Source organism: Parcubacteria group bacterium (assembly GCA_041660065.1).
Classification (GTDB): Bacteria; Patescibacteriota; Minisyncoccia; order Moranbacterales.
This window is the reverse complement of sequence record JBAZXC010000001.1, coordinates 336,783-350,025: the sequence shown is the minus strand read 5'-3', so window position 1 is coordinate 350,025 and position 13,243 is coordinate 336,783. Positions and strand designations below refer to the sequence as shown.

16 protein-coding genes are annotated in these 13,243 nt (G+C 43.1%); 13 read left to right on the top strand and 3 right to left on the bottom strand.

Going from position 1 to position 13,243, the window contains the following annotated elements:
• Positions 1–60 precede the first annotated feature (60 nt).
• The 10 genes from murG (at position 61) to WC819_01715 (ending at position 8,848) form a co-directional block, all read left to right on the top strand.
• Positions 61–1,191 carry an undecaprenyldiphospho-muramoylpentapeptide beta-N-acetylglucosaminyltransferase gene (murG, locus tag WC819_01760; GenBank protein MFA5986057.1) on the top strand — a complete coding sequence of 377 codons (1,131 nt, stop codon included), beginning with the start codon at positions 61–63 and terminating at the stop codon, positions 1,189–1,191.
• 34 nt (positions 1,192–1,225) lie between these two features.
• The gene (murC, locus tag WC819_01755) at positions 1,226–2,572 is read left to right on the top strand and encodes a UDP-N-acetylmuramate--L-alanine ligase (GenBank protein ID MFA5986056.1); all 1,347 of its coding nucleotides are present in this window, start codon (positions 1,226–1,228) and stop codon (positions 2,570–2,572) included.
• A 102-nt stretch (positions 2,573–2,674) separates the two neighbouring features.
• Entirely contained in the window at positions 2,675–3,592 is a 918-nt protein-coding gene (gene murB / locus WC819_01750; GenBank protein MFA5986055.1) for a UDP-N-acetylmuramate dehydrogenase, read from the top strand.
• A gap of 67 nt (positions 3,593–3,659) precedes the next feature.
• Entirely contained in the window at positions 3,660–4,013 is a 354-nt protein-coding gene (locus WC819_01745) for an HPF/RaiA family ribosome-associated protein (GenBank protein MFA5986054.1), read from the top strand.
• A 151-nt stretch (positions 4,014–4,164) separates the two neighbouring features.
• Entirely contained in the window at positions 4,165–4,623 is a 459-nt protein-coding gene (greA, locus tag WC819_01740) for a transcription elongation factor GreA (GenBank protein ID MFA5986053.1), read from the top strand.
• A gap of 134 nt (positions 4,624–4,757) precedes the next feature.
• Positions 4,758–6,233: a lysine--tRNA ligase gene (lysS, locus tag WC819_01735; protein MFA5986052.1), complete on the top strand. Its 1,476-nt coding sequence runs from the start codon at positions 4,758–4,760 to the stop codon at positions 6,231–6,233.
• A gap of 31 nt (positions 6,234–6,264) precedes the next feature.
• Positions 6,265–6,672, top strand: a complete 408-nt coding sequence (locus WC819_01730; protein MFA5986051.1) for an adenylyltransferase/cytidyltransferase family protein — start codon at positions 6,265–6,267, stop codon at positions 6,670–6,672.
• A 177-nt stretch (positions 6,673–6,849) separates the two neighbouring features.
• A complete protein-coding gene (locus tag WC819_01725; GenBank protein ID MFA5986050.1) occupies positions 6,850–7,425 on the top strand; it encodes a rubrerythrin family protein in 576 nt (191 codons plus the stop codon).
• Between the two features lie 20 nt (positions 7,426–7,445).
• Positions 7,446–8,189: a glucose 1-dehydrogenase gene (locus WC819_01720; GenBank protein ID MFA5986049.1), complete on the top strand. Its 744-nt coding sequence runs from the start codon at positions 7,446–7,448 to the stop codon at positions 8,187–8,189.
• Between the two features lie 8 nt (positions 8,190–8,197).
• Positions 8,198–8,848: an HAD family phosphatase gene (locus WC819_01715; GenBank protein MFA5986048.1), complete on the top strand. Its 651-nt coding sequence runs from the start codon at positions 8,198–8,200 to the stop codon at positions 8,846–8,848.
• On the opposite strand, the gene WC819_01710 is transcribed toward WC819_01715, so the two are convergent.
• Entirely contained in the window at positions 8,831–9,334 is a 504-nt protein-coding gene (locus WC819_01710; GenBank protein ID MFA5986047.1) for a hypothetical protein, read from the bottom strand. The genes WC819_01715 and WC819_01710 overlap by 18 nt on opposite strands.
• Before the next feature lie 129 nt (positions 9,335–9,463).
• Here WC819_01710 and tyrS point away from each other — a divergent pair, with 129 nt between their 5' ends.
• Both tyrS and WC819_01700 read left to right on the top strand, forming a co-directional pair.
• Positions 9,464–10,672, top strand: coding sequence for a tyrosine--tRNA ligase (tyrS, locus tag WC819_01705; protein MFA5986046.1), 1,209 nt, complete (start codon positions 9,464–9,466; stop codon positions 10,670–10,672).
• Positions 10,673–10,782: 110 nt separating this feature from the next.
• Positions 10,783–11,136 (top strand): hypothetical protein, encoded by a 354-nt coding sequence (locus WC819_01700; GenBank protein MFA5986045.1) that lies wholly within the window; start codon positions 10,783–10,785, stop codon positions 11,134–11,136.
• A gap of 54 nt (positions 11,137–11,190) precedes the next feature.
• On the opposite strand, the gene WC819_01695 is transcribed toward WC819_01700, so the two are convergent.
• Entirely contained in the window at positions 11,191–11,802 is a 612-nt protein-coding gene (locus WC819_01695; GenBank protein ID MFA5986044.1) for a PH domain-containing protein, read from the bottom strand.
• Positions 11,803–11,945: 143 nt separating this feature from the next.
• Positions 11,946–12,596, bottom strand: a complete 651-nt coding sequence (locus tag WC819_01690; protein MFA5986043.1) for a hypothetical protein — start codon at positions 12,594–12,596, stop codon at positions 11,946–11,948.
• Between the two features lie 204 nt (positions 12,597–12,800).
• Between WC819_01690 and WC819_01685 the strand changes: the two genes are divergently transcribed.
• Positions 12,801–13,175, top strand: a complete 375-nt coding sequence (locus tag WC819_01685) for a hypothetical protein (GenBank protein MFA5986042.1) — start codon at positions 12,801–12,803, stop codon at positions 13,173–13,175.
• Positions 13,176–13,243: the final 68 nt, after the last annotated feature.

The window sequence follows — 13,243 nt, the reverse complement described above, 5'->3', positions numbered from 1 at the left end:
ATCTGCGCTATGCGGTATAATGGTTGTATGTAGTATTATATAAACAATAAAGATTATCACATGAACGATAAAAAGAGGATCGTGTTGACAGGTGGCGGTACGGGGGGACACATTTTTCCTTTGATTGCAGTAACGGAAGAAATTCGTCGCCAGTGTCAAGATGTAGAATTTCTCTATATTGGCACGAAGTCACAGATGGGGGATCTCGCGGAACAATCCATGGCAGCTGTTGGTATTAAGACAAAAAACATCTCTACAGGAAAAATGCGCAGATATTTTTCCATAGAATATTTTTTTGATTTTTTTCGTATACCTTTTGGTATCGTGCAATCATTGTGGCATCTCCTTATTTTTATGCCGGATGCTGTTTTTTCAAAAGGAGGCTATGCGGCAATTCCTGTAGTGATCGCAGCGCGTATCTATCGTATTCGCGTATTGACGCATGATTCTGATGCAGTTCCCGGGTGGGCAAATCGCGTCGGTGGGAAGCTGTCATATTATGTAGCAGTGTCTTATGTGGCGAGTAAGCGGTATTTTCTCGCAGAGAAAACAGTATTAACCGGCAACCCAATTCGCACAACGATGCTACAAGGGGATCGTGCTCGCGGATATCAACGGTGGGGCTTTGGTGAATCGCGTCCCGTACTTTTTGTTTTTGGAGGGAGTCAAGGTGCACAAGTGATCAATGAAGCGATTTTGCGGATTTTGCCGGAATTGTCAAAAATTGTCCAAGTGCTTCATGTCACAGGAAAAGAAAATTATGAGGATGTTTTACATCGTGCTGCTGAATATGGCTTTAAATCCGAACGTCATCAATATTTTGCGGCGCCATTCTTTAGTCGTGAGGAGATGGCGGATGCCTATGCTGTTTCTGACATTGTGGTATCACGTGCTGGAGCAAATTCCATTACAGAAATTGCCGCAAATCAGAAAGTGTCAATTCTTGTGCCTCTTGCCGGTAGCGCAAACAATCATCAACACATGAATGCGTTTGAAGTTGCGAGGATTGGCGGGGCGTTGGTTTTGGAAGAATCAAATTTGGGTAGTAATATCTTGATGGAAAAGATCACGGAGCTTTTATACAGCAAAGAGTTGCGCGTGAAGTTGCAAGAAAATGTCAAAGCGTTTTATCATCCGGATGCTGCGGCCAAGATTGCTGCCGGCATTCTCAAAATGATCGAAGAAAAATAAGATGGATGTGGCTGAAATTGTAAAAAAGGAATTTATGAAAAAAGTGTATATCGTTGGAATTGGTGGCGCTGGCACATCGGCTCTCGCTGTAGTGTATGCAAAAAAAGGATACGATGTGAGTGGCGTGGATACGGGTGATGGTTTTTATCATGAAATGCTCGTGCAAAATGGTATTGTTGTGTACGATACTTTTGATGTAGCACATCTTACTGATCACATTGATTTTGTCGTATATACGACAGCGCTAAATGGCACTGATAATGTGGAAATTATTGCTGCAAAAGAAAAGGGGATTACAATTTATTCGTATCCGGAAGCAGTTGGCGCTCTTACGGCGGAGATGTCGACAATTGCGGTGTGTGGCACACACGGTAAAACGACCACGACCGCGCTGACAGCTTTTGCGATGATCGCGACCGATGTCAAGCCGACAGTTATTGTAGGGTCGCAAATTTCCGCGTGGAATGGCGGTGCGTATGTAACTGGGGATGACATTTTGATCATTGAAGCGGATGAATATCAAAATAAGCTTGCGTTGTATCAGCCACATGATGTGATCCTTACAAGTGTGGATTATGACCATCCTGATTTTTTTGCGGACGTGGAGTCATATCGTGATGTATTTGGCGTGTTTGTTGCGCGCATTCCGCAGGATGGAATTTTGGTAGCGTGTGGTGATCAGGGTGATGTGTGTGCAGTGGCGGCGCATGCAGATTGCCGTGTTGTTTTTTATGGAGAAGACGTAAAAAATGATTGTGTGATCATGCGGCGTAGTATCGATGCACATGGACAAAAGATCACGGTGCTTTTTGAGGAAAAAGAATACGAGATCATGACACAATTGTATGGTGCGCATAATGCCGCAAATGCGACTGCTGCATGGTTGCTGGCATTTCTTTTGACAGGCGATGCGTATAGAACTGCGGAGGGCGTTGCGCAATTTGCAGGTACGGCACGGCGCTTTGAGCGCAGAGGCGAATATAATGGGGCAATCTTGGTCGATGATTACGCGCATCATCCAAAGGAAATCGTAGAAACATTGCGTGGCACGCGAGAAGTTTTCCCCGGCAAAAAGATCATTGTGGCATTTCACCCGCATACATTTACGCGTACGGAAGCATTGCTGTCGGATTTTGCTGCGGCGCTTGCTTTTGCGGATCAAGTGGTCGTGTTGGATATTTATGGCAGTGCACGAGAAAAGAAAGGAAATATCAACGCAATGCGTGTTGTGGAAGCAATCAATGATCTCTCTCCGAGCAAAGCACAACATCTGCCAACGATCGTGGAGTTGGGTGCATGGATGAAAAAATATTTGTCTGATGGTGATGTGTTTATTACAATGGGAGCGGGAGATATTTGGAAGGTGTATAATGAGTTATAAAGCCATCCTTCGCTAAAGCTACGGACTGGTAAATGAAGTCTATAAAAGTCAAAGCGATATAATTACAGGAGCATAAGTTTTAAATGCAACATGATGATCAACATGCAAGAAAATATAGCATTGGCACCATTCACGACATTTGACATTGGCGGCAAGGCACGATATTTTGTGGAGGTGTCCAGTATCGAAGAAATCAAAGAAGCAATTGCTTTTGCCAAGGAAAAAGATTTGGAATATTTTGTTTTTTCCGGTGGGAGCAATGTACTATTTGCGGACAGTGGTTTCAATGGATTGGTGATCAGGATCAAAAATAACAGTATGACGGATAATGGTGGAGATCTCATGTGTGGCGCAGGGACAAATTTGATGACGCTACTGATGTTTGCAGCAGAAAAAGAATATACCGGCGGGGAAAATCTCACAGGTATTCCCGGGTCAGTCGGTGGTGCTGTGCGTGGCAATGCGGGTGCGTTTGGCACAGAAATGAAAGATATCGTCAAAGAAGTGTATGCATTGGATATTACAACGGGAGAAACAAAAGTCTTTACCAAAGAGATGTGTGAGTTTGGGTATCGCAAAAGTTTTTTTAAAAAAAATCCATCATTCATTATCGTTAGTGTGATATGTAACTTTTCTCGAGGGAACAAAAAAGAGATTGATGCGGCGATGCATGATGTCATATCAAAAAGAAACACCAAACAGATCCAAGACATCAAAAGTGCGGGATCGTGGTTTATCAATCCGGAGGTGTCGGAGCATGTCCAGCAATTGTTTGAACAGGACACAGGACAAAAAGTTCATAACGGACGCGTGCCCGCAGGATGGCTGTTGCAATCGTGTGGTATATTTCAAAAGCGTATTGGCGATATTCAGGCAGGTAATCAGCATGCAAATTACTTCATCAATATGGGCAATGGTACAGCTGAACAAGCCATGCAATTATCAGCAGTCGCCAAAACTCGCGTGCGAGATGAATTTGATGTAAACTTGAAGGAGGAGGTCGTGCTTGCCGGTTTTTGATCTGAAAGACTGTGCAGTAGTATCACGTATGTATTAATGAGTAGGTAAATAGTTAATAAAAATGATTATGAATATCGAGTATTATTATAAGAACATCGATCCTCTTGGAGAGGCGTCACGAACGTATGTGGAAGACAAAATCAGTTCGATTGGCAAGTTGACGGAGGTGCGTGATGCATATATAGAAATAAGCCAAAGAAAAGATGGTGATTTCTTTATGAACGCTGTTGTTCGTGCGACTGACGGTAATGAGTATCGAGCAGAAGAAAAGAGTCAGAGTGTGCAGGCATGTGTTGATATCATTGAAGATGAAATTAAAGTACAAATCCGTCGTGATACGGAAAAAGTGCGCGATCTCAAACGGCGCGGTGGTCGTTCTCTTAAGAAAAAAATGACCATTGACGAAGGTGCTCGTTTGTAGTGAAAATTATTTACTGGGACAAAGGCAACCAGCTATAGGGTTAGTTGCTTTTGTATTTGACAGAGGTGGCGTATTTGCTATAGTGTAATCATGTTTGAAAAGAAGCATACGGGAATAACGTGTGTTTTTAATTGGTAAAAAAGAAAATGCTATGGCACGTTTAGTTACAAAAGAAGGCTTGGAAAAATTGCAGAAGGAATTTGATGAACGCACAACTGTTGTGCGCCAAGAGATTGCGGCTGCGATCAAAGAGGCAAAGGAGCAGGGTGATCTTTCAGAAAATGCGGAATATTCTGCTGCAAAAGAACGTCAAACGGAAAATGAAGCGCGTATTGCGCAGTTGGAAGGCATGATCAAAGACTCGCGTGTCGTGGAGCATGATGCGAGTGATGATTCGGCGCAGATTGGTTCAAAAGTTGGTGTACGGACAAAAAACCATCAAGAGATGACATTTGAGATCGTTGGATCAAATGAGGCTGACCCTGTACAGCGAAAAATTTCCAATGAATCGCCAATTGGCAAAGCTCTTATCGGTGCACGTGCGGGTGATACGATTGATGTAAATACACCGAGCGGTGTGATGCAGTATGAAATTACTTCCATAAACTGATCAAAAAAATTAAAGCAAAAACACCACGCGGGATCACCTGAGTGGTGTTTTGTTTTTTCTTTTGAGGCTTTGATTTTTTTGTGTATTTGCGTTACAGTGGTAGAAGAGATAATGAGTAGAATATAACGAATCTTATGGACGAGAAAAAATCTGAAGCACTGACAGAATATGAAGAGCGCATTGAAAAATTGCAAAAATTAAAAGAACAGGACATTGAACCATATCCCGCACAAGCACATCGGACGCATATGGTCGGCGCGGTTTTGGATGATTTTTCTGCGTTGGAAAAAGGTGCGCAAACCGTCACGGTATGCGGGCGTCTGCGATCCAAGCGCACACATGGAAATTTGTCTTTTGCCGATATTGAGGATATGAGCGGACGTATGCAAGTGGCCATATCTAAAAAAGAGGTGGGTGAGTCATACAAAGCATTTGTCAAGTTGATTGACGCGAGTGATTTTGTGAGTGTGACAGGATCTGTTTTTACGACACAAGCCGGACAGCAGACAATTATGGTACAACAGTGGCAAATGCTTGCCAAGGCATTGCGCTCCATACCGGCAGAACATTTCGGACTGAAGGATGAGGATGAACGATTTCGTAAACGGTATATCGATCTTGTACTTAGTGCAGAATTGCGCGCATTGTTCATGCGTCGTGCGAAGTTTTGGCGCGTGATGCGCTCATTCATGGAGGCCAAAGGATTTATCGAAGTGGAAACACCATACATTGAAGTGACAACTGGCGGTGCAGAAGCGCGGCCATTTGCGACGCATCATAATGATTTTGATCTGCCAGTATATATGCGCATTAGTATTGGTGAGTTGTGGCAGAAACGACTTATGGCGGGTGGTTTTGAAAAAACGTTTGAGATCGGGCGCGCATTCCGTAATGAGGGGTCCAGTCCCAATCATTTGCAGGAGTTTACCAATATGGAATTTTATTGGGCGTATGCGAATTATGATGATGGCATGGCGCTTGTGCAGGAAATGTATCGTACGATCGCACAGGAGGTGTATGGACGCACCAAATTTACCACACGCGGACTCACGTTTGATCTGGCGGATGAATGGGTAAAGATCGATTATGTGGATGAGGTTTTGCGGCAAACTGGTGTGAATGTGATTACAGCATCTGAGGGTGATTTGAGAGAGAAACTTGACGCATTGCATGTAAAATATGAGGGTGAAAATAGAGAACGTTTGACGGATTCGCTGTGGAAATATTGCCGTCAAAAAATTTCCGGTCCGGCATTCCTCGTCAATCATCCGGTAGCGATGGCACCGCTTGCCAAAAGGAAAAAAGATAAACCGGAACAAACAGAAAAATTTCAAGTGATCATTGGCGGTGCTGAGGTGGGTAATGGGTACAGTGAGCTCAATGATCCGATCGATCAGCGTGCGCGCTTTGAAGAGCAAAAGAAATTGATCGAGGCAGGCGATGAAGAGGCGATGATGCCGGACTGGGATTTTGTGGAGATGCTGGAATATGGCATGCCGCCCACATGCGGGTTTGGTGCCGGTGAACGACTCTTTGCATTCTTGGAGGACAAAACCTTGCGTGAGGTGACGTTATTTCCTCTTATGAAGCCACGAGCACAAGATGAATAAATCGTACAAATAATACGTAACACAAAAATATATGCGCAAAGTCATGATTTTTGGAACATTTGACGGCATTCATGAAGGACATCGGGATTTCTTTCGTCAGGCATCAGAGCATGGTGATCATGTAATGGCTGTTGTCGCGCGGGATAAGACAGTGCATGCCGTTAAGGGAAAGATGCCCGTATGTGATGAGTGTGAGCGTATCGCGGCGATGTTGCGCGTGGATGAGATCGACGATGTGATCTTTGGATATGAAGGAGACGATAAACTTCAAGTTATCCGCGATCATACGCCGGATGTCATTCTTCTCGGATATGATCAGGAGGCGTTTGTGAATGAATTGTATGATTTTATTGAACGCGAAAAAATGGCGTGCACAATTGTGCGCGGTCAATCATTTCATCCGGAAAAATATAAATCATCGCTGATAAATGAACAATGATAGTATTGTTGCAGTGATTTCTTTTTTTCTATACAATAAGAGTATAAGAGGGGGTATTGAAACGGTGATCTTTTTGTGTCGTGACACAAGATGGGGGCCGTTGGGTGAAATACGCCCCCATCTTTTGTAACGATCATAAGAGGATAAAAAAAGACGATAATTATTTTAAGTTTTTATATGGCACAATTACAAGGCACAAAAACAGAACAAAATCTCTTAAAGGCATTTGCCGGTGAGTCGCAAGCGCGTATGCGGTATGATTATTTTTCATCTGCTGCAAAAAAGGAGGGATTGGAGCAGATCTCCGCGCTTTTTGCCGAGACGGCACTCAATGAAAAAGAGCATGCGAAACGATTTTTCAAATTTCTCGAGGGACGCATGGTAGAAATTACTGCGACATATCCGGCAGGGAAGATCGGTTCGACGTTGGAAAATCTCAAAGCGGCAGCAGACGGTGAAAAAGAAGAGTGGACAGAGTTATATCCGGAATTTGCACGTGTGGCGCGTGAAGAAGGTTTTGTGGATGTAGCACTTGCATTTGAAAATATTGCACTGGTGGAAAAAGCGCACGAAGCACGGTATCGCAAATTATATCAGAAGTTGGATGCAGGGCATGTGTTTAAGAGTGGCGATGTGATCGTCTGGAAATGCCGTAATTGCGGATATCTGCATGAAGGAAAAAGTGCACCGGAAAAATGTCCGGCATGTTTGCATCCGCAAGCATTTTTTGAAGTGCAGTGCGAGAATTATTAATTGCTTCTCAATAGAAATTTATGCAAGACTTTGCAGGGAAAACGATCGTTATCACAGGTGCGGGGCGCGGTATTGGTGCGGAAACGGCACGAGAATTTGCGCGCCAGGGTGGTTTTGTCGTGATCAATGATCTTGCACCACATGAGCAGATCGACATGCTTATGGATGAGATCGGGCGAGAAAAATGCGCCAGTGTCTATGCAGATATCAGTAACGAAGAAGATGTTGCGCGCATGAGCGCTGAAATTCACGCCTTACGCAATACGGTTGATGTGCTTGTCAACAATGCGGGCATTGTCAGTTCGGCAAATTTGCAAGAGACGACTTTGGAAAAATGGAATAAGACTTTTGCCGTCAATCTCACAGGCACATTTCTGTGTACAAAACACATCGTGCCACTTATGACACATGGCGGGGCAATCGTGAATCTTGCATCGATCCGTGGTGTGTACAATTTTGGACGACCACCGATCGCTGATTATTGTGCGGCCAAAGCCGGTGTGATCAGTTTTACCAAAACGATGGCAAAGGAGCTCGCACCAGCGATCCGTGTAAACAGTGTATCTCCCGGTGTCGCAAACACAGAGATGACAAAGCAATATTCAGAGGATTTTATCGCAAAGATCAAAGAGGAAATTTATCTTGGTGACCTGATCCAACCCTCTCAAATCGCGAAGGCTATCACCTTTCTCGCATCAGAGGATGCCAGTGGTATCACGGGAGAAAATCTCATGGTAGATGGGGGACAAAGTCTCAGTAAATAAAAAAGAATATGATCAAGGCAATTTTATGTGATCGTGATGGCGTGTTGTTGGATTCTGAAATTGTCAATATTCAATCATCGCTTGAAACGTTGAAAGTGCTCGATGTCCATCCGGATGAGGAGGATGAAATGATGATCATGGGCAAACATCCACTGGATTATGTGGATTTCTTTGTGGGGAAGTATCATATCAACGGTGAGCAATTTCTTGCTTTGCGATCAAAACTGTATAATGATCTTTTGGCAAATGCGATCGTTTTTGATGATACGGTCAAATTTCTGTTGCGTGCCAAGAGGGATTTCATGCTTGCGACAGCACTTGTGACAAGCGCAAATCATCCGACGACAATGAGTGTGTTGGCAGAACATCATCTCGCAGATTTGTTTGACGCAGTTGTGACATTTGAAGATTGTGCTATCCGCAAACCCAGTGCGCATCCCTATCTTGTGGCAGCGCAAAAACTGGGTGTCGAGCCAGGGCAGTGCGTTGTGATCGAAGACTCACCTGTCGGTGTTGTGGCGGCAAAAAGTGCGGGCATGGTCTGTATCGTGCGAATCAATGCAAAAAATATCAGCCTCAATTTTGATGAGGCTGATCTGATCGTACACAATTTGTACGAAGCACGAGATTTTCTCAGTGACCTATGCAAAAAAGAGTAAGATGATCGCTACGAGGAATGAAGAAAGGCTAAGCCATGCAAGCCAACCCGGCGTTGCTGTTGTGCAGGTGTAGCGTCCCATTTCATGTGTTTTATTGACATAAAATTGGCGGATCAGGCGTTCATCAAGTTCGCCGATGTTGTATTTTTTGAGGACAAAGTATTCGTCATCGCAACCGGTGTAGATCGTACAAATATCACGATAGATCTTTGTTGAGACTTTATCCAGGATATAGAGATGTTGTGTCAGAGTGATCACGATGGTGATCAAGGCAAATATTTTGCTCCACAAAAGAAAGAAAGGATCTTTCTGTAGTGCAAAAAATGCGACAACAAAGAGCACGAGTGCGCAAATGCCCAACACGGTATTAAAACCATAGAGGCGTGCATTGATGTCGATTGCAATTTTTTGCATGTGAAAAAAGAGTGCCATGCGGCGCTTTTCCAGATCTTCAATATGTTTTTTGAGGTTTTCTGTTGATGTCATGTGTGTAAATATCAGAAATTTTACTAACCGCCGATTATATCACAAAAAAGACAAATTGTCAATACTTGTAGTTCCAGTGGTAAATTGGTAGTATGAGAGTATATATTGGCTAATTTTACGTGAAAAATTATGAAAAATAAAGATATCGAGGCACAGGTTGATCGTATTCTTGATCGCGGGGTGCTGTCGCAGTTTTTCCCGACCAAGCAGGAATTTCGTGATCAATTGCTTTCTGGCAAAAAGATGCGTTTTTATATGGGGTTTGATCCAACGGCAAAATCATTGCATTTGGGGCACGCACAAGGGCTCATGGTATTGGAGGATTTACGCAATCTGGGGCATGAGGTGATCTTTCTCATTGGTGATTTTACTGGTATGATCGGCGACCCAACGGACAAATCATCTGCGCGCGTCAAACAAACACCTGAGCAAGTGCAAGAGAATTTTGCACTGTGGAAAGATCAGGTAAAAAATATCGCAGATTTTGACGATAAAGAAAACCCGTTTCAGATCAGATATAATTCCGCATGGCTCGGCAAGTTGAATTTTGCGGAAGCGTTGGAACTCGCAAGTAATTTCACGGTGCAACAAATGCTTGAGCGCGATATGTTTGACAAGCGCATACAAGAGGAGCGCCCGATTTATCTCCATGAGTTTTTGTATCCGCTGATGCAGGGCTATGATAGTGTGGCGATGGATGTGGATGTGGAGCTCTGTGGAACGGATCAGATCTTTAACGCGCTTGCCGGACGGACATTGATGCAAAAATTGAAAGGGAAAGATAAATTTGTGATCGCGACAACACTGATCGCCGATGAAAAAACGGGCACGCTTATGTCCAAGTCAAACAGTACGGGGGTATTTCTCGATCTAAGTGCTCAAGACCTCTTTGGCGCGATCATGGCGCAATCGGATGGCATGTTGCGACCGCTTTTTGTCGGGTGTACGCGTATAGACATGGAAAAAGTGGAGGAGTATATGCAAATGGAAAATCCGCGCGATGCAAAGATCCTACTGGCACATGAACTGGTGCGGATCTTTCATGGAGAGGATGCGGCGCAAAAAGCGCAGGAATATTTCATCAACACATTTTCCAAAAAAGAAATTCCCGAAGATGTGCAAGAGTGCGCGTGCAGTGTTTTAATGAGTCTTGTGGATTACATGGTTTCCTGTGGCGGTGCGGAAAGTAAAGGTGACGCACGACGGAAGATCGCACAAGGTGGCGTGTCGATCGACGGGGAAAAGGTTACTGACAGTAACTGCGTATTGACCGCTGATGATAATGGCAAAGTGATGAAGATCGGTAAACACTTTTTTGTAAAAATAATCGTAAAATAGCTCAGGATCATGGGAATCTTTGAGAGAGCATGTTTGTTGACATGTTAAAAAAAACATGTTTAACTTTGTCTAAGTTTTTTAACCCAAAATATTACGAGAGGGAGGCAATAATGAGTACTGGCAGAGCTTTTTTAAAAGTTTTATGTCCTGCGGATGTGACGCCTAACATGAGGGATATTCGCGAATTTCTCAAAAGCAAATTTCTCGATGTTCTGGATGCAAAGGATTACTCGCCAAATGGGTGGGCGCATCGTTTTGTCGTGTGGCGCTATAACAGCAAAGACACAATACCTGATGAAGAGGGTATAAAGCTCGTCGGCAAGGATGGAAATATCATGTATTTCTGGCGATGTAAAGAATGTAGTAATGTCGTTGTTAAATGTGAGTTTCCCGGAAATCATGAAAGAGACAGCTATTTTGGCTGTTCATGTGCCGGCACAATGTGGGGATGTCCGATTCTTTAATTAAAGTTGATTTTGCAGGAGCGTGTTTGCAACATGCTCCTTTTTTTGTGTTTATTAGAGATCAAGCAGTTTCTTTTTTGCATCAATGAATTCCTGTTCGGTGATCATTCCTTTTTGTTTCAATGCAAAGATCTTTTCGATCTCGTGTGTGATATCGCTATTATCGTGATCTTGTGAATTATGCGCAATTGCTTTTGCCAATTCCTGTGCTTGTGCAGATATCTGCGTTTTCTTGTATTCCTCCTGCATCTCTGTGATCGCGTCTTTTAACTTTTGCGGTTTTTCTACTTGTTCGTATGTGCTTGCTCCGACCTCTGCGGCTGTCTGGATCTGTACATTGCCATAGCCGAGGAGTCTGCCCCATATGGATTGGCTGTAACTGACGTTGTTGATCTTGTCCAGAGGACTCTCTTTGGAGTTCAATGTGAAAACACCATACTCATCAATAACGCGTAAGTTTGTCACTGCCCAGAGATCATTTCGTCTCTCGATCACGCGATAGAGCAAATAACAAAGTGGAAGGATGGGAACAATGAGCCAATAACCTCTGAAGAAAAAGCCAATGACGAGGCCAATGATTGCGATCGTGATCGGCAACATGAGAATGAGCCAATGCCGGCGTATGATCAAAAAAACTTTTTCATCCTCTTTTAATTCTGTTCGCATAATGATGCATGATTAAAATTTACTCGTTTGCTAATAATAGCATAACATTGAATGCCATTTTTTCGAAGGGTTTTTTGGGATATAAATAAAAATGCGGAGAAGGCTACGTGCCTGCTCCGCAAGGATGGTCTAAACGACAAAGATCAGCTGACATTTTCTACTGTGATATGAATAGAGTCGTCATAATTTGAAAAAACAATGTTGATCAGCTCGTCATCTTTTTTCATGAGTACAAAATGATTGCTTTTTTTGTACAACGAAAATCCTTTGTTTGCGAAGAAATCGATGATCGTCTGAGTGATTATCTCATCCGTAATTTTTTCTGATGGACACAAGACAAATTTCTCGTCATAAAGTCCTGACATTGTCTCAAGAATTGCCAATTGAATTGCAAAGTCACTGTCCGAATAGACGGGGTCGATCTTAAGGTCAGCATTAAAATGGTTGCGCATAAAACCTTTCAATGTTTCCTCGCTGGTCGGTGTGATCTTTTCGCAATACTGATTGATCGCATCAACGTCACCGTCTTTTAATTCTGCAAAAAGGGCCATGATTTGAATGATTGCAAATATTTTCATTTCGAATTCAACTCGCATCGCATGATCAAGATCTCGCAAGACCTTGGTCATGCCTCTTTTTGCAATTGTTGTCGCTTCTATGCTTTCCGATAGGTAGTTGGGATGATGTCTGATCTTCAATAAGGCGACGATAAGACATGCAAGAATTCTGTGAATTTTGGGGAAAGGGTATTTCTCGACGATTTCCTGTATGTTTTCAATAAGCAATGGTCCCATAATGACTCCTCTTTTCCGTGGAATTTGCTGAAATGTTGTTAATATGGTTAAAGAACTTTATAAGCACAGTATCAGGGTTTGATGGTGCAGTCAAACACAAATTGGCCACGGTCACATTATTTTATTGACTTTTCATTACTTTTTTGCCTATACTATATTAACGTTTGCAAATATACAGTTATTTTCATAAAAAGGAGGCAGAGCATGAAATCATCTATAATGTGGTTTGAGGTTGTGGCAGTCTCAGATGAGTTTTTGAAGATCGTTCAGAATTTCCCCGAGGCTTCATCGGCGGAATACGTGCAGTTTTGTGGCAAGACGATTGATGGTCCCAAAGAGGTATTCTTAGCGGCTACGATGGATGAGGTGAAGGATGGTCTTCCAAAAATAATTGCAGATTTGGATCCCGCATTTGCAAACGTCAGGATAATCTGTCGGTCGGTAGTCTGTCCGGCATGTGCATCGGAAAAGCAAAAAAATCCTGACAAGGTTATTCGATGTGAACATGGTTGTCCGAGGGTAAACAGCGCATGGGACGTCAATATTCAAAAGTTCCTTGAGAGTCAGGCTGTGGCATAATATGCATGTCAATCGACGATATTTTCGTGACGACTGCAATAGTCGAAAAATAGCGAGATCATTCAACA

Bases quoted from the DNA above. Each gene is read 5' to 3' on its own strand.
- greA (MFA5986053.1), top strand. From the start codon at position 4,165: ATGGCACGTTTAGTTACAAAAGAAGGCTTGGAAAAATTGCAGAAGGAA.
- WC819_01690 (MFA5986043.1), bottom strand. From the start codon at position 12,596: ATGGGACCATTGCTTATTGAAAACATACAGGAAATCGTCGAGAAATAC.
- WC819_01730 (MFA5986051.1), top strand. From the start codon at position 6,265: ATGCGCAAAGTCATGATTTTTGGAACATTTGACGGCATTCATGAAGGA.
- tyrS (MFA5986046.1), top strand. From the start codon at position 9,464: ATGAAAAATAAAGATATCGAGGCACAGGTTGATCGTATTCTTGATCGC.
- lysS (MFA5986052.1), top strand. From the start codon at position 4,758: ATGGACGAGAAAAAATCTGAAGCACTGACAGAATATGAAGAGCGCATT.
- WC819_01720 (MFA5986049.1), top strand. From the start codon at position 7,446: ATGCAAGACTTTGCAGGGAAAACGATCGTTATCACAGGTGCGGGGCGC.
- WC819_01695 (MFA5986044.1), bottom strand. From the start codon at position 11,802: ATGCGAACAGAATTAAAAGAGGATGAAAAAGTTTTTTTGATCATACGC.
- WC819_01725 (MFA5986050.1), top strand. From the start codon at position 6,850: ATGGCACAATTACAAGGCACAAAAACAGAACAAAATCTCTTAAAGGCA.
- murC (MFA5986056.1), top strand. From the start codon at position 1,226: ATGAAAAAAGTGTATATCGTTGGAATTGGTGGCGCTGGCACATCGGCT.
- WC819_01685 (MFA5986042.1), top strand. From the start codon at position 12,801: ATGAAATCATCTATAATGTGGTTTGAGGTTGTGGCAGTCTCAGATGAG.
- WC819_01700 (MFA5986045.1), top strand. From the start codon at position 10,783: ATGAGTACTGGCAGAGCTTTTTTAAAAGTTTTATGTCCTGCGGATGTG.
- murB (MFA5986055.1), top strand. From the start codon at position 2,675: ATGCAAGAAAATATAGCATTGGCACCATTCACGACATTTGACATTGGC.
- WC819_01710 (MFA5986047.1), bottom strand. From the start codon at position 9,334: ATGACATCAACAGAAAACCTCAAAAAACATATTGAAGATCTGGAAAAG.
- WC819_01745 (MFA5986054.1), top strand. From the start codon at position 3,660: ATGAATATCGAGTATTATTATAAGAACATCGATCCTCTTGGAGAGGCG.
- murG (MFA5986057.1), top strand. From the start codon at position 61: ATGAACGATAAAAAGAGGATCGTGTTGACAGGTGGCGGTACGGGGGGA.
- WC819_01715 (MFA5986048.1), top strand. From the start codon at position 8,198: ATGATCAAGGCAATTTTATGTGATCGTGATGGCGTGTTGTTGGATTCT.